Genomic DNA, 18,279 nt, shown 5'->3' with positions numbered 1-18,279 from the left:
AAAATAAAGGAAATAAATGAATCGTTTTTCTTAAGGAATTCATTGAAATAGTTCGTAGATGAAAGGAAATATATGATTTATAAGACATGGATTTCCTATTTAAAAGAAGAAAGGGGGATCCAACTATGGGAATTACAAATACAAGATCGAAGTTAGATAATGCAGCTATTGAAGAGGATATAGAGGCATTAAAAGATGAAAATGAATGTTTATGTATGGAAATCGATTACTTAAAAAAGTTAAAGGTCTTCCTTCAAAAAGAGATGGAATTACAGAACAAAACAAAGCAAGAGTAATTTATCTTACAAAATTTGAAAGTATATAACATATTAAGATAGTACTAGATAATTATAGAGGTCATTACAGCCTTTCCCGAACGAGAAAGCCCCTCGCCTTTAGGCATGGGATGAAAGTGAGGTTGGATAAGGAGTGCTACTAAAAACCGCAAGGTTTGTGGCACTCTAAGTATCCAAAATGTCGGTATCTTTTATTTTTTCATCTTTTGCGTTGCAGTTTTATAATCTAACTGATACAATGCAAACGTGATGAATGATTATAGAAGAACCAAAACAACCGTGTCATTAATTAACTATCATTTTGTGTTTTGCCCACGATACAGAAGAAAGATTTTTCTTAATACAAAAGTAGAAGAACGTTTCAAAGAGTTGGTTCAAGAAATATGCGGAGAATGGGATATTTCTATTGTTGCAATGGAATGCGACAAAGACCACGTTCACTTGTTCTTAAATACACCACCAACACTTAGTCCTGCTGATACAATGGCAAAAATTAAAGGAGTGACATCAAAACGTTTGAGAGAAGAGTTTCCTCATCTTCAACACTTGCCGAGCCTATGGACGCGTTCTTATTTTGTTTCTACTGCTGGAAATGTATCAAGTGAGACAATAAAACATTATGTTGAAAATCAAAAAACGAGGGGGTGAAACTTGTGCCACAAACCATCACAGTTAAAGTTAAATTGCTTCCAACAAAACAACAAATCATGCTATTGGAACAAAGTAGCCACGAGTATATAAAAGTCATTAATGCCCTTGTATCTGAAATGGTTGAAGCAAAGAAAAGCACGAAGAAAAGTACAAAGGATATTGAGGCTAATATCCCAAGTGCGGTGAAAAATCAAGCAATTAAAGATGCGAAAAGTGTATTTTCTACAAAGGTGAAAAAGAGTAAATACAAAATCGTTCCGATTCTAAAAAGACCTGTTTGTGTATGGAATAACCAAAACTATTCATTTGACTTCACGCACATTTCAATTCCGTTTATGGTAAACGGAAAGTCAACTCGTTTAAAGGTTCGCGCTTTATTAAACGACAAATATAATCGCAATTTCGAATTGTTGAAGCACAAGTTAGGTACACTCCGTATCACGAAGAAATCTGCTAAATGGATTGCTCAAATATCTGTCACGATTCCTACAAACGAAAAAACGGGAACAAAGATTTTAGGAGTAGACTTAGGTCTTAAAGTTCCTGCGGTAGTCATCACAGATGATGATAAAGTTCGTTTCTTCGGGAACGGTAGGCAAAACAAATTTATGAAACGTAAGTTTCGCAGTGTTCGCAAGAAGTTAGGAGAAGCTAAGAAACTAAATGCCCTTCGTCAACTTGATGATAAAGAACAAAGATGGATGCAAGACCAAGACCACAAAGTAAGTCGTGAAATCGTTGATTTTGCAACGGATAATAATATTTCTGTCATTCGATTAGAGCAACTAACGAACATTAGACAGACGGCACGAACAAGCCGTAAAAACGAAAAAAATCTACACACTTGGTCATTCCATCGTTTAGCACAATTCATCGAGTACAAAGCAACATTAGTTGGCATAAAGTTCGAATATGTGAACCCTTCTTATACAAGTCAAACATGTCCGAAATGTTCTGAAAAGAACAAGGCGCAAGACAGAAAATACAAGTGCCAATGTGGATTTGAGAAACATCGTGATATCGTTGGGGCGATGAATATTCGCTACGCAACTGTGGTTGGCGGTAATAGTCAATCAGCCTAAGAACCTATATGGTCTGTCTTAGGAGGGGTGATGGCGCACCCTCATCTTGAAGGCTGTTCAAAACAGAAATGGACTGCGAATGCTTAGTCATTCAAGAATCCCATCCGTTACACCGTAAGGTGTAGGACTTGCGGCTTTAGCCGTGGGAGTGTCAAAATCGCAAAAAAATCAAAGTACACTAAAAAGGAATGAGTCCAGTACAATACCGGACTCACATTCAAACAGCCGCTTAATCTTTTGTTTAATTCTTCAGGCCCAGTTCATCATAGGCGATCGATTGTTGGCTTGCTACGCTCAGTGAGTGTTATTCTTTAACTCATCTCATATTACGTTAGTTTAAGTATTGAGAGTAAAAGAATAGGAATAGAAAAATTAATGTTTTGCTAAATAATCTATTAAAGAAACTTAAAGGAATAACAAGTTCTCCTATTGTAAGGATTTTAAGTTTATCCTTATTTAGTCCTTTTATTAATTCTTTTAATGTTTGGAAGTTTATTTTATTAACGAAAGACCAACTTGGCACAGCTTTTGTATCTGAACCTATTTTGAAAATGATATGAATACTATGTGCATGAAAACCGCTTATTATTAAAATAAGCATAAATCCTAAAATAATGAACCAAGTCATTTTTCAACATCTCCTTTCAGTATTTAATATTAAGATATTAAAACTGTTGAGAAAGTGTGCTGTTGTCCATGAAAAATATTGTGAAATTGTTGAGGAAACGTTGAGGATGTTGCAATGCTATTGATTGTAGCGGAGTTAATAATACTTGTCATATTATATGTGTGAAAAAGGAAATAGGAAAGAGAACAGCTGCGTAGACTGTTCTCTTAAGGAGCGGAAGTGCTGAACATTTTCAATGACAATGATTCAAGCATTCCGTAAATAGTATGTGTAAAAATTTATAATTCATACAAGAAAGGCAGCTTTGAACTACCCCCACTTTCACTTCGTTTAGAAGTGAAAGTGGGGGATTCCTAAGTAAAGAGTTCTATCGAACTCTAATTGATTAAGCTACCCCCGCAGTCCTTGCGGTTAGAAGCCTTATTGCTTCATTCTTTATATTGATACTTGCGTTAATATCCCTATCATGGTGTGTACGACAAGAAGGACAGTCCCATTTACAGAACAAGAAGTCAAGTATATAAGATTCAATTATCTTGGAGATTTTGACAATATAATTGATAAGAATCAATTAAATCTAAACAACATTGAATTTGCGTTAGATAGTGACAAGAATAATTTATTGACAGCACTAATGGATATAGAGGCTATGGTGGTAAATGGTGCACTAAAGATAAATATTATCTACAGTAAAAATAAATTTAAAGATGAAACGATCCAAAAGTTTATTGAAAGTTATGTGAATACTTTGAAGCTAATTTTAGATAAGTGCATAGAAAAGGATTTCAAGGAGTTCACTCCATCGGATTTTGATGCTGTAGAAATTTCACAAGAAGATTTAGATGCATTGTTTAATTAGAATTTACGCAAGGGGTATATTATTATGAAAAAATTAAGAGACTTGTTAGTTATACTTAGTGTTTTTCTCAGTATAGTTGTATTACCACTTAAGGGATATGCATTAGACAATGAGGTTGAGCAGATAAATTTATTAACAAATGATACAAAACTAAAAATAGAAAAGTTTATAGAAGAAAATATGGATAAAGGTAAGGTTCCAGGACTAGCAGTTACCTTAGTTAAAGGTGATAAGACTGTTTATCAAAGAGGATTTGGATATTCAGATATAGATGCTAAAAAGTCAGTTACTTCAAAATCCCTGTTTGAAATAGGATCTAATAGTAAAGCATTTACTGCTTTGGGAATTTTTAATTTAGAAAAAAGTGGACAAATTAAACTTGAAGATGAAGTAACTAAATATATACCATGGTTAAAAGTTAAATATAAAGGTAAGGAAGCTTCAATAACTATAGAACAATTATTACATCAAACAAGTGGTATACCTTTTAAAACGATAGATAAGATACCAGTTTCTAATGAAGATAATGCACTTGAAGAAACAGTTAAAACCTTAATTAATATAGAATTAGATAGTGAACCAGGTAAGGATTTCCAGTATGCAACTATAAATTATGATGTTTTAGGGTTGGTTATTGAAAAAGTGACAGGGAAATCTTATGAAGGCTATATTGAAGAAAATGTCTTAAAGCCATTGGGTTTACATAATACTTATCTTTATAAAAATGAGATTGTTAATGAATATATCGCTAAAGGGTATAAACTCGAATTCTTAAAAAATGATGTGTATGATGCGCCTGTGTATAGAGGGAATAAGCCGGCTGGGTATATTATCTCCAGTGCTCAAGATATGGCTAAGTGGCTTAAGATTCAGCTGGGCACTTTAAATGATTTGAGATTTGATAAAGACATAGTTGGAAAATCTCAAGAGGCCAATCGTACAGTTAGACCATTAAGTGATGGATCATTCTATGCTAGTGGTTGGTTCATTTATCCAAAGGGTGAAAATCAAATTTCACATGCCGGGAATAATCCTAACTATTCTTCATTTATAGTATTTAATCCTAAGGATAAAGTCGGGGTTGCAGTACTAAGTAATACGAACTCACAATATGTAGAACTTATAGGTCAAGGTATTAATAAGATTTTAGAAGCGGGCACTTACAATAAAAATATAATAGATTTAAATAAAGGCGCAGATACAATAGCTAGTGTAATTATATGCATTTCAATTTTAATAGTTTTAAGCATATTATTTTTTACATTAAAAGCATTAAAAGCAATATTAAATAAACAAAGGTATTTAAATACAAATGGAAAAAAGAGTTTGTTAAAGCTTGTTTTTTCTTTTCTGTTCATGCTGGGAATAAGTTACTGTATATTTTTAATTCCATATATCCTGTATAGAGGAGTATCATGGGAATTTGTTTTTGTATGGCTTCCTAATAGTATTGAAGTTGCACTTTATTTTGTATTTACTAGTGTATGGTTAGTGTATATATACTTAGTATTTATAAGCTTTTTCAAAAAAGAAAGCGATAAGGGAATATTTTTGTTATCTATAAAGCGTTATTAGTGGTTTTGGTAATGCGCTTATAATATTAACTATTAATCTGGCTGTAACAAGTAATAATGCGTTAAAGATTAAGCTGTTAATGTATTTCGTTTTAGGAATTATTCTTTATGTCTATGGGCAAAAGGTTATGAGGGGGAAATTAATAGAGTTAACCAATGAAATAGTATATTCAAAAAGAATGAAAATTTCGAAAAAATACCGAGATCTTCTTATAGCAAGTTTGAAGAAATTGAAAAGGGAAGAATTCAGTCCATTATATGAAAGATTATAAAGAAATTGGTATTATTTTTTGTGTGAGAAAGGTAGAAAAATTCAGAAAAATTGATAATTTATTAACTAGAAAATAGGGGGGAGTTTAATGAGAAAAATAGTATTATACAGTGATCAAGTACAAGAAGATAGAAAATTGGATTATGAACTATTAAGGTTGTTAAATAAAGAAAATCCTTCAATAGCATATCTTCGAGCATCTTCAGATGTAACAGGAAAATATTTTAATTATGTAGTTAAATACTATAGATATTTAGGAATTAATAATGTGAAATATTTTGATTTAGACAAAGAATACGATGAAAGAAAGGTTAATGACATATTTAATTATGATGGAATACATCTTTCTGGTGGAAATACATTCCGCTTTTTATATTCCTTAAGAAAAAGAAATTTATTGCATTCATTAAAATCATATTTGAAAAATGGTGGAGTTTTGATTGGTGTTAGTGCTGGTAGTATAATAACAACTAAAAGTATTGATACAGCCCAATTTTTAGACGAGGATATTATAGGACTAGAGGATAGAAAGTCCCTAGGTATTGTAGATTTTGATTTTATGCCTCATTGGAGCGAGGAACAAAGTGAGAAATATTTAGATTTATTAAAAGATTATTCTAACTTGAAAAGTAGGAAGATTTATGCTTGTAAAGATGGTGATGGGATAGTTATTGATGGAGAAGAGATTAAATTGATTGGAGATATTTTGAAAATCTAATTTAGTTTCAATTTATATTAACAAAGAAGAAACTCTTTTCGGTTTCTTCTAAGGAATCATGTATAAAACCATCTCCTTTATGCTTATAAATTGAGGAACAATTATGTTGAAACTATAGAAGAAGAGTCCTGTTAATACAGGACTCTTCTTTATTTTTATGAATGTAATTATTAGAGATATTAGTGAACTACTTGCTACTTAGCAAAGCTTGAATTGGGAGCTTCTCAGCTCCACGATGAAAGAAACCTTTCGACTCCCTGAGCGTTACATTTAGATGTTCAACGCTGGGACGCTCTCTGTATACGGTTGATATTTTAAGCAGTTACCGAATAGCTTGGTTTTCGTACTCTATTTTCTTCCTGAAACCTCCTATATCAAGCTATCAAAGAACTTCAGATAGCTAGTATATCAAAAGTTTTTTGCTATGCCAAACTGAAATTCATCTCCCCCTACCGTTTGGCTATCGCCCTTCACACGCTTGAGGAAGGAGAATTCTTCCGGGGTAAATTCATTAAAAAATTCCTCCTGTGTACCAAGAAGCAAAATATTTTTATGATAAAATATAGAAAAAGATGATTAAGAAGGGATAATTAAAGTGAAACCAACAATTTATGATGTTGCGGAAAAAGCAGGTGTATCAATAGCGACTGTATCCAAGGTAATTAATCAAACTGGGCGTATTAGTGAAAAAACAATAAACAAAGTAAATCAGGTAATGGATGAATTAGATTACCAGCCAAGTAGTGTAGCAGCAGCGTTAACAGGTAAAAAAACATATACGATTGGGGTACTTGTCCCAGATATCTCAAACCCTTTTTTTGCAGAAGTAGCAAGAGCGTTTGAAAATAGTGCACGAGAATCCGGGTATACACTCATTTTATGTAGTACAGACCATCAAACAAAACGTGAACACGAATACATTGATCTATTATTTAAAAAGCAAGTAGATGGCATCATTATTGCAACGGAGCTAAATGATTATAAACTTGTAAAAAAAATCGTAAATCGAGATTTGCCACTTGTATTATTCACTGTAGATCATCCTTCCATCACGACTCATGTTGTGACAACTGATGATATGAGGGGAGGGTATCTAGCTGGAAGTTATTTAACGCAGAAAGGCCATACATCTTTAACGATTATGATGGAGAAGGATAGAAAAAGTAGCTTAGGGAGATTGAATGGTTTCAAACAAGCTCTTACGGATTCAGGGATTTCGTTAGATGATGAGGCTATCATTAGCTGCTATTCGACAGTGGAAGATAGCAAACGTGCAAGTAAAGAATTACTTCATTTGCCTAACAGGCCTACAGCCGTTTTTGCTTGTACAGATTTGATTGCTATATGCCTTATGAATGAAGCAAGAAAACAAGGACTTTCAATTCCGGAAGATTTATCAATAATCGGATTTGATAATACAATCTATGCTGAGATTGCAGATCCAGGGTTAACAACAATTGAGCAGCCAATTAAACAAATGGCAGCCTGTACGTTTGAACAACTGCTAAAAACGATGGAAATGAAGGAGCATGCTAAGCAAAAAATCACAATTATTCCTCAGTTAGTAGAGCGATCCTCAGTAAAGGATATTACATGATAGATTTTTTATAAGCCTATTTGAATGTAACAAAAGAAGGTCATCGTAACTAAGTATAGTTAGGATGACCTTCTTTTATATATGGGATTTATACAGAGAATTGCTCACCGTTTTTCGTATTTAAATCCTGCTTCATCTCATTTTCCTTTGGAATAGTAAGGAAATGAGTTAAAAATGCACCAAAGAAATACAAACCAGCAAAGATCCACATCACGCCGCCAACACCTAATGGACCGATGAAAACAGTTACTACTAATGGCCCAACGAATGCTGATAATCCTGAACCTAAATTTAAGACAGACATTGCAGCTCCTTTATTTTCAGGAGATAAAGATGGGACTAATGCGGTAAGAGGTACATACCCGGCAAGTGTTGCTCCGTAGCAACAGGCAACAAATAATATTGCCCAATAATTATGTCCTACCATTTGTGGTACATAATAGAGTGCAAGAGTTACAATACCGCAACCGACTCCTCCGAACCATTTAATTGTATTTACCCAACCAAACTTGTCTCCAACAATACCAAAAATAATATTAAACACCATATTTACAAAGAATAGAGTACCCCAAATTTGAAGCCATTCAGTCATCGTAAAATTATATTTCATCATATAGGTAGGTAGGAAAACAACAAATCCAAACTGAGCGGCCGAGTTTATAATTTTTACAATACCGCCTATACCAACTTTAGGATTTTCAAATGCGATGGTAATGCCTTTTAGTAATTCACTTGATTTGTTAGCGCTTACGGTTTGTACTTTAAATTTATCCTTATTCATAACAATTGAGAATAATCCACCGACGACAACAAAAATTAAAGCACTCCATAAAGTAGCAATTTCCCCGATTTTCGGAACCATATAACTAGAATAAAAGGCTCCTATAACACTAAGCCCTAGCTGGAAGACGAACCAGAACCAGCCAACTGCTCTTGAAAGCATTTGCTGAGGCGTACTGTAAGATACCCAAACTAGGAAAGAATAAGCAAATAAAGGATAACCGAACCCTCGTAGGGCATAGCAAATTAATATTACGGGATAATTCATATGTTGAATTCCTATACCTATGAACCCGATTGAGCCTAAAATGAATGATACTAAACCAAATGTCATGACTTTTCTTGGTCCCCACATTTGTACAAATACCCCAGAAAACCAAGAAGAAGCAGATACAGTAATACCGTAAATAGTAAACAGGAAAGCAGCGTGTTCTAGCGTTAATCCTTTTTCAACGAGATAAGGGGATAACCATCCCTGTTCTAACCCGTCCCCAATCATAAAAACGATAATCCCTATGTATCCCCAAGTTAAATTAGAAGGGATCCCAATCTTGTCCATAAATGTTTTGTTTGAACTAATAGCGTTCATTCTCCCACCACCGATAAGTTATTTTTGGTTAAGCGCTTAATTCTTTTTGATAAAAAAAGTATACGCTTACATTATGAGGTCGTCAATTAAATTTTTTGACAATTTACAACTTTCTTTTATAGAGTCATTCTATTTACTTATTGGACAATAAAATAATAGTGAGTATGAGAAGAAAGAAATACCTTATAGATGGGGGTTACTATTTAAAAGGCCTGGTTTTCTTTGTTATATCAGTATTTTAAAAGATTATATTTGTAGCTTTTTAGATGATTTATTTCTAATTATTATTTTTTATTTTTATGTAATACGTTTATTGAGGGAATTTAAAATTCGGATGAAAAGAGAAGTATTCAAAAAAATAAAAATGTTTTCAATTTAGAATCAAGTGTGTATAATGGAGAAAAATAGGGAAAGCGCTTAACTGATTTAATACGCTAAACCCTATAGACTTTCATTTCGTTTCTTAAATTTTAATATAGAGGGAGAAATCATATGAACGTTTTAAAAATTGGGATTATTGGTGCTGGACGAATTGGGAAACTACATGTTGATAATTTGCAGCTTATGCCACAAGTAAAAATTAAAGCGGTTTCAGATGTAGTAATTAGTCATCTAGAAAAGTGGGCTCAAGATAAAGGAATTTCCACTCTGACTACAAACTATCAGGATTTATTAACAGATCCAGAAATTGATGCTGTTTTTATTTGTTCACCAACAAATACACATGCACAAATTATTAAAGAAGCAGCTCTTGCGAAAAAACATATTTTCTGTGAAAAGCCTGTTAGTTTCTCAGTAGAAGAAACATTAGAAGCATTAGAAGTGGTAAAAGAACAGGGAGTATCACTTCAAGTAGGTTTTAATCGTCGTTTTGATCCTAACTTCAGGAAAGTTTATGATCTGATTCAACAAGGTGAAGTGGGGCAGCCGCATATCTTAAAAATTACGTCACGCGATCCACAACCGCCAAGTATAGAATATGTTCGGTCTTCAGGCGGATTGTTTATGGATATGATGATTCATGATTTTGATATGGCTCGCTATGTGATGAATAGTGAAGTCGTTGAAGTATTTGCATATGGAACAACATTAATTGATCCATCCATTCAAGAAGTAAATGATGTTGATACAGCAATTGTCACATTAAAATTCGAAAATGGAGCTTTAGGAGTAATTGATAATAGCCGCCAAGCTGTTTATGGATATGATCAGCGTGTTGAAGTGTTTGGTGAAAAAGGAGCGGTTGCTGCGGATAATTGCTGCCCGACAACAGTTCAAGTGTCAAAAACAGAAGGTATTGTAAAAGATAAGCCGCTTTATTTCTTCTTAGAGCGCTACACGCAAGCTTACATTGAGGAAGTAACACAATTTACAAAATCAATTATAGAAGGACAAGCTGTTATTTGCAGTGGTAATGATGGATTACAAGCAGAGCGAATTGCGAAGGCTGCGAAGGAATCCTTACTAACAGGAAAACCTGTACAAATTGAACATAAACAGCCTGCATTAAATCAATAAAGAGAGCGCTTACTTCTAGATAGATAAAGAGTAATGAATAGTAGGTTTAAAAAATATGAACCTTATCATTCATTCATAAAGCATGGGAGGTAGTAATAATGAATCCACTTATTTTTAAAGAAGATTGTCCATTAGACCTAATTGCAGTTGGACGTTTATGCGTTGATTTAAATGCCAATGAAACACAACGTCCTATGGAAGAAACAAGAACGTTTACTAAATATGTGGGAGGATCTCCTGCGAATATTGCGATTGGTGCGGCACGTCTTGGCTTACAGACAGGATTTATCGGTAAAGTGTCTGATGATCAAATGGGCCGTTTTATTACAGGGTATCTACAGGATAACAATATTAATACAAATCAGATATGTATCGACCGTACAGGTGCAGTGACAGGTCTAGCATTTACAGAAATTAAAAGCCCTGAAGATTGCAGTATTTTAATGTACCGCGACAATGTCGCAGACTTAAACCTGGATCCAACAGAGGTATCTGAGGACCATATTAAACAATCAAAAGCACTTTTAATTTCAGGAACAGCTTTAGCGAAAAGTCCTTCTCGCGAGGCGGTATTTTTAGCGCTAGAATATGCGCGTAAGCATGATGTAGTTGTATTTTTTGATGTGGATTACCGCCCTTATACATGGCAGTCAGAAGCTGAAACGGCTGTGTATTACAATCTAGCAGCTGAAAAATCTGATGTCATTATTGGAACGCGTGAAGAATTCGATATGATGGAAAAACTATTAAACTACGAACAATCTAATGACCAAGTTACGGCTGAAAGATGGTTTTCTCATCATGCGAAAATCGTTGTAATTAAACACGGCGGGGATGGTTCAATCGCTTATACGAGAGACGGTCAATCTCACCGCGGCGGTATCTTTAAAACAAAGGTGTTAAAGACGTTTGGCGCTGGCGACTCGTATGCTTCTGCGTTTATTTATGGCCTAATGCAAGGGCTTGAGATTCCTCAAGCGATGCGATTAGGTGGTGCTTCTGCTTCAATCGTTATTTCTAAACATAGCTGTTCTGATGCAATGCCAACAAAAGCAGAGATTTCTGCATTCATGGAAACGGCTGAAGAATTGGTATAAAAACTTCATAAATTAATAATCAAGTAAGGGCGTATCCTATTGGACGCTTCTACATTACATAAAAGGGAGAGAATGAATATGACAGTACAAACAGCACAAATTGTAAAAAACTACATTGGCGGCGAATGGGTAGAATCCATTTCAACTAAGATGGAAGCTGTATATAATCCTGCAACAGGAGAAGTAATCGCTCAAGTACCACTTTCAACAAAAGTAGATGTTGAACAAGCTGTATTAGCAGCAAATGAAGCGTTCAAATCTTGGTCTAAAACTGCTGTACCAAAACGCGCTCGTATTCTATTTAAATATCAACAGTTACTAGTAGATAACTGGGAAGAGTTAGCGAAACTAATTACGATTGAAAACGGAAAAAGCTATAACGAGGCTTACGGTGAAGTTCTTCGTGGTATTGAGTGCGTGGAGTTTGCAGCGGGTGCTCCTACATTAATGATGGGAAAACAGCTACCTGATATTGCAACAGGTATTGAGTCTGGTATGTATCGTTACCCAATTGGTGTTATAGGCGGCATTACACCTTTTAACTTCCCAATGATGGTTCCATGCTGGATGTTCCCACTTGCAATTGCTTGTGGTAATACATTTGTATTAAAACCTTCAGAGCGTACACCACTTCTAGCAGCAAGATTAGCAGAATTAGCTGAAGAAGCAGGTTTACCAAAAGGTGTATTAAATATCGTGAATGGTGCTCACGACGTAGTAAACGGTCTATTGGAACATAAATTAGTGAAGGCAATTTCATTTGTAGGTTCTCAGCCTGTCGCAGAATATGTATACAAAAAAGGAACAGAAAACTTAAAACGCGTGCAAGCATTAGCGGGTGCGAAGAACCATTCGATTGTATTAAATGATGCGAATCTTGAATTAGCAACAAAGCAAATTATTAGTGCTGCATTCGGTTCAGCTGGTGAGCGTTGTATGGCTGCTTCTGTTGTAACAGTAGAAGAAGAAATTGCAGATCAATTAGTTGGAAGACTAGTAGAAGAAGCAAATAAAATTGTCATCGGCAATGGTCTTGATGAAGATGTATTTTTAGGACCAGTTATTCGTGATAACCATAAAGAGCGCACAATTGGTTACATCGATTCAGGTGTAGAACAGGGCGCTACGTTAGTTCGTGATGGACGCGAAGATACAGCTGTAAAAGGAGCTGGTTACTTCGTTGGGCCAACAATTTTTGACCATGTTACAAAAGAAATGAAAATCTGGCAAGATGAGATTTTTGCTCCTGTTTTATCTATAGTTCGTGTGAAATCATTGGATGAAGCGATTGAAATTGCCAATGAGTCTCGTTTTGCAAATGGAGCTTGCATTTATACAGATAGCGGGGCAAGTGTACGTCAATTCCGTGAAACAATTGAATCAGGTATGTTAGGTGTGAATGTTGGGGTTCCGGCGCCAATGGCATTCTTCCCGTTCTCTGGCTGGAAAGACTCTTTCTATGGTGATCTTCATGCGAATGGTACTGACGGCGTTGAGTTTTATACAAGAAAGAAAATGCTTACCTCTCGTTGGGAAAAGTAATCTTTAAGTGAAAAGTAGAATCTGTCTAGTTGCTTGTAAGCAAAAGTAAGGGAAGTAGTAAAAGATAAGAAGGAAGTATTAGGAGTCTATCACATTCCTAATACTCCTTTTTCATATGCAGAATGACTGATAGAGATAGAAAGGAGCAAATCATATGCAAACGGTTAGAATGACGACGGCACAAGCATTGGTAAAATTTTTAAATCAGCAATACGTAGAGTTTGATGGAAAGCAACAAAAGTTTATTAAGGGAATCTTTACGATTTTTGGTCATGGAAATGTAGTAGGCCTAGGTCAAGCTTTAGAAGAAGACGCAGGGGAATTAGAGGTATATCAAGGGAGAAATGAACAAGGAATGGCAAATGCTGCGATGGCTTTTGCAAAACAAAAACACAGAAAACAAATTATGGCATGTACTTCTTCTGTTGGTCCTGGATCAGCAAATATGATTACCTCTGCAGCAACAGCTTCTGCAAATAATATTCCCGTTTTATTACTTCCAGGAGATGTATTTGCAACGAGACAACCTGATCCTGTTCTTCAACAAATTGAACAAACACATGACTTATCTATTTCTACGAATGATGCTTTTCGTGCAGTAAGTAAGTACTGGGACAGGATAAATCGTCCTGAACAATTGATGACCGCTATGATTCAAGCGATGCGTGTTTTAACGAATCCGGCAGATACAGGAGCTGTAACCATTTGTTTACCACAAGATGTCCAAGGAGAAGCATGGGATTTTCCAAGTTACTTCTTCCAAAAGCGTGTTCACCGTATTGAACGTCGTCTACCTACAAAAGCCAGCTTAGCGGATGCAGTGGAAATCATTAAGAGAAAGAAAAAGCCAGTTATGATTTGCGGTGGCGGTGTAAGATACGCAGAAGCGGCAGAAGAGTTAAAACAGTTTGTTGAAACATTCCACATTCCATTTGGAGAAACACAAGCCGGAAAAAGTGCGATTGAAAGTAGTCATCCCTATAATCTAGGCGGCATTGGGGTAACGGGAAATATAGCCGCTAATATAATTGCAAAGGAAGCGGATCTTGTTATTGGCATCGGGACGAGATTTACTGATTTTACAACGGCATCGAAACAATTATTTCAAAATGAAGAAGTTGAGTTTTTAAACATCAACATTTCAGAATTCCATGCGAATAAGCTGGATGCATTAAAGATTATAGCGGACGCGAAAGAAGCACTTCTTGCTCTAATAGATGAACTGCAAGAAATTGATTATCGATCTAGTTATACAGTAGAAATTGCTGATGCAAAAGAGGCTTGGGAAACAGAATTATCACGTCTACATAATATTCGCTTTACAGGTCAAGATTTCACACCAGAAGTCGAAGGTCATTTCGATGAAAATTTAAATGAGTATGTAGATGCACTTGGTACACAATTAACACAGACCGCAGTCATTGGACAAATCAATACATTACTCGATGAAGATGCAATTATCGTTGGAGCGGCAGGAAGTCTTCCAGGTGATTTACAAAGAATGTGGACATCAAGAAAACCGAATACATATCACATGGAGTATGGATACTCTTGCATGGGTTATGAGGTTGCGGGCGCACTTGGTGCAAAGCTAGCTGAACCATCGAAAGAAGTATATGCAATGGTAGGGGATGGTAGTTACCAGATGCTTCATTCTGAGCTTGTCACAAGTCTTCAAGAAAACAAAAAAATTAACGTCTTATTGTTTGATAACTCCGGATTTGGCTGCATTAATAACTTACAAATGGGCAATGGAATGGGGAGCTTTGGAACAGAGTTTCGCTACCGAAACCAGGAAACTCGTAAATTAGACGGGGCAATTATGAAAATTGATTTTGCAGCTAGCGCAGCTGGATATGGTGTGAAAACATATCATGTTACATCACTAGAACAATTACGAGAAGCGCTTATAGATGCGAAAAAACAAACAGTTTCTACATTAATTGATATTAAAGTATTACCAAAAACAATGACAAATGGATACGAGTCATGGTGGCATGTAGGTGTTGCGGAAGTATCTAAAAGTCAAAGTATACAAGCTGCGTATGAGAGTAAAGTAAGTAACTTGCAACAGGCAAGATCTTATTAGATTAGGGCACAAAGAGAGCTTTTTATCTACATGCATATTGTTTAAGAAGCTCTCCTTTTAATGAACAGATAAGAGAATATGACGAAATTCTATCACATTTTGTAAAGAGGAGAGACAAGGGGATGTTTAAAGAGAATACAATTAAGCTTGGAATTGCACCAATTGCTTGGACAAATGATGATATGCCGGAGCTAGGGGCAGAAAATACGTTTGAACAATGTATTAGTGAGATGGCACTAGCTGGATTTAATGGAAGTGAAGTAGGGAATAAATATCCGAGAAATACAGTTGTATTAAAAAAATCTTTGGAATTACGAAACTTGGAGATTGCTAGTGCATGGTTTAGTACGCTTTTAACAACGAAGCCGCTTGAAGAGACGGTAGAAGAATTTATTAAGCATAGGGATTTCTTGCATGACATGGGTGCAAAAGTCATCGTTGTTTCAGAGCAAGGGCATAGTATTCAAGGTTTAATGAATGTACCACTATTTAAAAATAAGCCTGTTTTTACAGAAGAAGAGTGGGATAAGCTTGCGGATGGATTACATCACCTCGGTAAATTAGCTCAGGAAAAGGGACTCCATATTGTATACCATCATCATATGGGTACGGGTGTTCAAACAACGGCAGAAATTGAAAAGTTAATGGACATGACTGATCCAGCGCTTGTATCTCTGCTTTTTGATACAGGTCATCTTGTTTTTTCAGGAGAAGAGCCTCTTTATATTTTGAAGAAATATTTACCTCGGATTAAACACGTACATTTAAAAGATATTCGTCAAGAAGTAGTAGAAGCTGTAAAGGAAAACGGATTAAGCTTCTTACAGGCAGTGAAGAATGGGGCATTTACAGTCCCTGGGGATGGCGTAATTGGATTTGATGAAGTGTTTACTATCCTTGCAAACTCTGATTATCAAGGGTGGTTTGTGGTAGAAGCAGAGCAAGACCCAGCTTTAGCGAATCCTTTTGAATACGCATTAAAAGCCCGAAAATTTATACAAGAAAAAGCAGGTCTGTAATTTTCACATTTCGAGACTATCTTTAAGTTAATGATTGGACAATCAACAGGTCTTCTTACAAAAGGAGTAAAAAGACGAGATGGTTGGTTCTGCAGTTAATAAATAATTTTGAAATAGGTGAATATGTAATGCCATTAGTTCAAATGAAAGATATTTTAACAAAAGCAAATCAAGAGAATTATGGGGTTGGGGCTTTTAGCGTCGCTAATATGGAAATGGTCATGGGAGCTATCAAAGCAGCTGAAGAGTTAAGTTCGCCGCTTATTCTACAAATTGCAGAAGTTCGTTTGAATCATTCTCCAATTCATATGATTGGTCCGTTGATGGTAGCTGCAGCGAAAAAAGCAACTGTTCCAGTAGCAGTTCACTTTGATCACGGGATGACGTTTGAAAAGATTAAAGAGACGTTAGAGATTGGTTTTAGCTCGGTTATGTTTGATGGCTCTCACTATCCGTTAGAAGAGAATATCCAAAAGACAAAAGAAATTGTAGAACTTGCGAAACAGTACGGTGCGACGGTAGAAGCTGAGATTGGCAGAGTTGGTGGTAGTGAGGACGGATCAGAAGATATTGAAATGTTGCTGACAAGCACTACAGAAGCAAAACGATTTGCAGAAGAAACAGACGTAGATGCGTTAGCTGTTGCAATTGGAAATGCGCATGGTATGTACAATGGAGATCCTAATTTACGATTAGACCGCCTACAAGAGATTAAAAAAGTAGTCCATATCCCACTCGTTTTACATGGCGGTTCTGGCATTAGTCCAGAGGATTTCAAGCAATGTATTCAACATGGTGTTCGAAAAATTAATGTAGCAACAGCCACATTTCAGAATGTAATTACTGCTGTTAACAATACAGTCCTAAATAATCCGTATTCAGATTACTTTATGTATCACCAGGACGTTATTGAGGCTGCATACGAAAATGTTAAAAGTCATATGCAAATATTCGGAAGTGAAAACAGAGTATAAATAGAAAAGCTTTCTTCAGTAATAGTTAGATGAAACTTGGAATGTAGTTAGCTGACAAAAGTAGAGAATGATTGAGTAACCATTAAATAAAAGGGGGAGAAAGCCATGTTAGGAAAATTGGGTGAATTAAATGAAGGATATAATATATTAACAGAAATGAACGGTCAAGGCAGTGATATGTTAATGGATATAGGCATATATAAGATGTCTAATGGGAAAGAAGAGTTGCTATTTGATAATAAGAATGAAACAGCGGTTCTTTTACTGGAAGGGGCAATACGTTTAGAGTGGGAAGGAATGGAACAAGTTATTCAAAGACAGTCTGTGTTTGAAGAAAACCCTTGGTGCTTACATGTATCTAAAAATGTGAAGGTTACAATTACTGCTCTTTCAGATAGTGAAGTGCTTGTTCAAAAAACGGATAATGATCAAGAATTTGCTTCTAAGTTATATACTCCAAATGAGTGTCAAAGTGTTGTAGCTGGAGAAGGAGTATGGGAGGGAACGGCGCAGCGTGTCATTCGTACGATTTTTGACTATAATAATGCAGTATATTCTAATATGGTAGTAGGAGAAGTTATTTCTTATCCAGGGCGATGGTCCAGTTATCCACCTCATCACCATAATCAACCGGAGGTATATTATTATCGCTTTAACAAGCCACAGGGATTTGGATGTGCAATGGTTGGTGAGGATGCTTATCGCGTTGTACATAATAGTTTTATTACAATTCCAGGTGAACTAGACCATCCACAAGCAACGGCGCCTGGATATGCCATGTATTTTTGTTGGATGATTCGACATCTTGAGAATAATCCATGGAATGATCGTATCATGGAGGAAGACCACAAGTGGTTATTAGAACCAAATGCGAAAATTTGGCCAGAAAAAGAATAGATGAAAATAGAGGTTCTGGTGCAAAAAAATTTTGAAAAGCTGAATCGTAGGTGATTGAAAGATTTGTATACGCAATAATCCCTAACAGGTTTCAGTTT

General features: G+C 35.5%; 16 protein-coding genes and 1 pseudogene. 14 read left to right on the top strand and 3 right to left on the bottom strand.

Translation table 11 applies throughout. The features are described from left to right. Positions 1-125: 125 nt before the first annotated feature. From ACUN28_RS29685 to ACUN28_RS29675, 3 genes are all read left to right on the top strand, one after another. Complete coding sequence (locus ACUN28_RS29685; RefSeq protein ID WP_016089975.1) at positions 126-296, top strand: hypothetical protein; 171 nt, start codon at positions 126-128, stop codon at positions 294-296. A gap of 246 nt (positions 297-542) precedes the next feature. Further along, the gene (gene tnpA / locus ACUN28_RS29680) at positions 543-944 is read left to right on the top strand and encodes an IS200/IS605 family transposase (RefSeq protein WP_080118243.1); all 402 of its coding nucleotides are present in this window, start codon (positions 543-545) and stop codon (positions 942-944) included. 5 nt (positions 945-949) lie between these two features. Then, the gene (locus ACUN28_RS29675; RefSeq protein ID WP_098506046.1) at positions 950-2,029 is read left to right on the top strand and encodes an RNA-guided endonuclease TnpB family protein; all 1,080 of its coding nucleotides are present in this window, start codon (positions 950-952) and stop codon (positions 2,027-2,029) included. A 331-nt stretch (positions 2,030-2,360) separates the two neighbouring features. On the opposite strand, the gene ACUN28_RS29670 is transcribed toward ACUN28_RS29675, so the two are convergent. Both ACUN28_RS29670 and ACUN28_RS29665 read right to left on the bottom strand, forming a co-directional pair. After that, positions 2,361-2,657, bottom strand: coding sequence for a hypothetical protein (locus ACUN28_RS29670; RefSeq protein ID WP_000219733.1), 297 nt, complete (start codon positions 2,655-2,657; stop codon positions 2,361-2,363). A gap of 385 nt (positions 2,658-3,042) precedes the next feature. After that, a pseudogene (locus tag ACUN28_RS29665) lies at positions 3,043-3,156 on the bottom strand (zinc ribbon domain-containing protein); the annotation flags it as partial. Between ACUN28_RS29665 and ACUN28_RS29660 the strand changes: the two are divergent. The 4 genes from ACUN28_RS29660 (at position 3,124) to ACUN28_RS29645 (ending at position 7,676) form a co-directional block, all read left to right on the top strand. Beyond that, the gene (locus tag ACUN28_RS29660; protein WP_016089978.1) at positions 3,124-3,516 is read left to right on the top strand and encodes a condensation domain-containing protein; all 393 of its coding nucleotides are present in this window, start codon (positions 3,124-3,126) and stop codon (positions 3,514-3,516) included. The pseudogene ACUN28_RS29665 and the gene ACUN28_RS29660 sit on opposite strands and share 33 nt — an antisense overlap. A 24-nt stretch (positions 3,517-3,540) precedes the next feature. Continuing rightward, the gene (locus tag ACUN28_RS29655) at positions 3,541-5,091 is read left to right on the top strand and encodes a serine hydrolase domain-containing protein (RefSeq protein WP_016089979.1); all 1,551 of its coding nucleotides are present in this window, start codon (positions 3,541-3,543) and stop codon (positions 5,089-5,091) included. A 358-nt stretch (positions 5,092-5,449) separates the two neighbouring features. Beyond that, positions 5,450-6,079: a Type 1 glutamine amidotransferase-like domain-containing protein gene (locus tag ACUN28_RS29650; protein ID WP_016089980.1), complete on the top strand. Its 630-nt coding sequence runs from the start codon at positions 5,450-5,452 to the stop codon at positions 6,077-6,079. 595 nt (positions 6,080-6,674) lie between these two features. Beyond that, positions 6,675-7,676, top strand: a complete 1,002-nt coding sequence (locus ACUN28_RS29645) for a LacI family DNA-binding transcriptional regulator (RefSeq protein ID WP_000805151.1) — start codon at positions 6,675-6,677, stop codon at positions 7,674-7,676. An 88-nt stretch (positions 7,677-7,764) separates the two neighbouring features. Here the strand turns inward: ACUN28_RS29645 and ACUN28_RS29640 are convergent, their stop codons facing one another. After that, the gene (locus tag ACUN28_RS29640) at positions 7,765-9,045 is read right to left on the bottom strand and encodes an MFS transporter (protein WP_016089981.1); all 1,281 of its coding nucleotides are present in this window, start codon (positions 9,043-9,045) and stop codon (positions 7,765-7,767) included. A gap of 492 nt (positions 9,046-9,537) precedes the next feature. Here ACUN28_RS29640 and iolG point away from each other — a divergent pair, with 492 nt between their 5' ends. The 7 genes from iolG (at position 9,538) to ACUN28_RS29605 (ending at position 18,181) form a co-directional block, all read left to right on the top strand. Further along, positions 9,538-10,563, top strand: coding sequence for an inositol 2-dehydrogenase (gene iolG, locus ACUN28_RS29635; RefSeq protein WP_016089982.1), 1,026 nt, complete (start codon positions 9,538-9,540; stop codon positions 10,561-10,563). A 98-nt stretch (positions 10,564-10,661) separates the two neighbouring features. Next, the gene (gene iolC / locus ACUN28_RS29630) at positions 10,662-11,660 is read left to right on the top strand and encodes a 5-dehydro-2-deoxygluconokinase (protein WP_016089983.1); all 999 of its coding nucleotides are present in this window, start codon (positions 10,662-10,664) and stop codon (positions 11,658-11,660) included. A gap of 78 nt (positions 11,661-11,738) precedes the next feature. Further along, entirely contained in the window at positions 11,739-13,202 is a 1,464-nt protein-coding gene (locus ACUN28_RS29625) for a CoA-acylating methylmalonate-semialdehyde dehydrogenase (RefSeq protein ID WP_016089984.1), read from the top strand. 154 nt (positions 13,203-13,356) lie between these two features. Further along, the gene (gene iolD / locus ACUN28_RS29620) at positions 13,357-15,291 is read left to right on the top strand and encodes a 3D-(3,5/4)-trihydroxycyclohexane-1,2-dione acylhydrolase (decyclizing) (RefSeq protein ID WP_016089985.1); all 1,935 of its coding nucleotides are present in this window, start codon (positions 13,357-13,359) and stop codon (positions 15,289-15,291) included. Positions 15,292-15,413: 122 nt separating this feature from the next. Next, positions 15,414-16,310 (top strand): myo-inosose-2 dehydratase, encoded by an 897-nt coding sequence (gene iolE / locus ACUN28_RS29615; RefSeq protein ID WP_016089986.1) that lies wholly within the window; start codon positions 15,414-15,416, stop codon positions 16,308-16,310. 128 nt (positions 16,311-16,438) lie between these two features. Continuing rightward, positions 16,439-17,284: a class II fructose-bisphosphate aldolase gene (locus tag ACUN28_RS29610; protein WP_016089987.1), complete on the top strand. Its 846-nt coding sequence runs from the start codon at positions 16,439-16,441 to the stop codon at positions 17,282-17,284. Positions 17,285-17,389: 105 nt separating this feature from the next. After that, positions 17,390-18,181, top strand: coding sequence for a 5-deoxy-glucuronate isomerase (locus ACUN28_RS29605; RefSeq protein ID WP_016089988.1), 792 nt, complete (start codon positions 17,390-17,392; stop codon positions 18,179-18,181). Positions 18,182-18,279: the final 98 nt, after the last annotated feature.

The sequence above is a fragment of the Bacillus sp. WC2507 genome (assembly GCF_052656125.1).
The sequence above is the reverse complement of the archived record's forward strand: the minus strand, read 5'-3'. Positions and strand labels throughout refer to the sequence as shown.

Coding starts and splice junctions, on each gene's coding strand:
- ACUN28_RS29670 (WP_000219733.1), bottom strand. CDS start 2,657: ATGACTTGGTTCATTATTTTAGGATTTATGCTTATTTTAATAATAAGC.
- iolC (WP_016089983.1), top strand. CDS start 10,662: ATGAATCCACTTATTTTTAAAGAAGATTGTCCATTAGACCTAATTGCA.
- ACUN28_RS29605 (WP_016089988.1), top strand. CDS start 17,390: ATGTTAGGAAAATTGGGTGAATTAAATGAAGGATATAATATATTAACA.
- ACUN28_RS29685 (WP_016089975.1), top strand. CDS start 126: ATGGGAATTACAAATACAAGATCGAAGTTAGATAATGCAGCTATTGAA.
- ACUN28_RS29610 (WP_016089987.1), top strand. CDS start 16,439: ATGCCATTAGTTCAAATGAAAGATATTTTAACAAAAGCAAATCAAGAG.
- iolE (WP_016089986.1), top strand. CDS start 15,414: ATGTTTAAAGAGAATACAATTAAGCTTGGAATTGCACCAATTGCTTGG.
- ACUN28_RS29650 (WP_016089980.1), top strand. CDS start 5,450: ATGAGAAAAATAGTATTATACAGTGATCAAGTACAAGAAGATAGAAAA.
- ACUN28_RS29640 (WP_016089981.1), bottom strand. CDS start 9,045: ATGAACGCTATTAGTTCAAACAAAACATTTATGGACAAGATTGGGATC.
- ACUN28_RS29660 (WP_016089978.1), top strand. CDS start 3,124: ATGGTGTGTACGACAAGAAGGACAGTCCCATTTACAGAACAAGAAGTC.
- iolD (WP_016089985.1), top strand. CDS start 13,357: ATGCAAACGGTTAGAATGACGACGGCACAAGCATTGGTAAAATTTTTA.
- ACUN28_RS29655 (WP_016089979.1), top strand. CDS start 3,541: ATGAAAAAATTAAGAGACTTGTTAGTTATACTTAGTGTTTTTCTCAGT.
- ACUN28_RS29625 (WP_016089984.1), top strand. CDS start 11,739: ATGACAGTACAAACAGCACAAATTGTAAAAAACTACATTGGCGGCGAA.
- iolG (WP_016089982.1), top strand. CDS start 9,538: ATGAACGTTTTAAAAATTGGGATTATTGGTGCTGGACGAATTGGGAAA.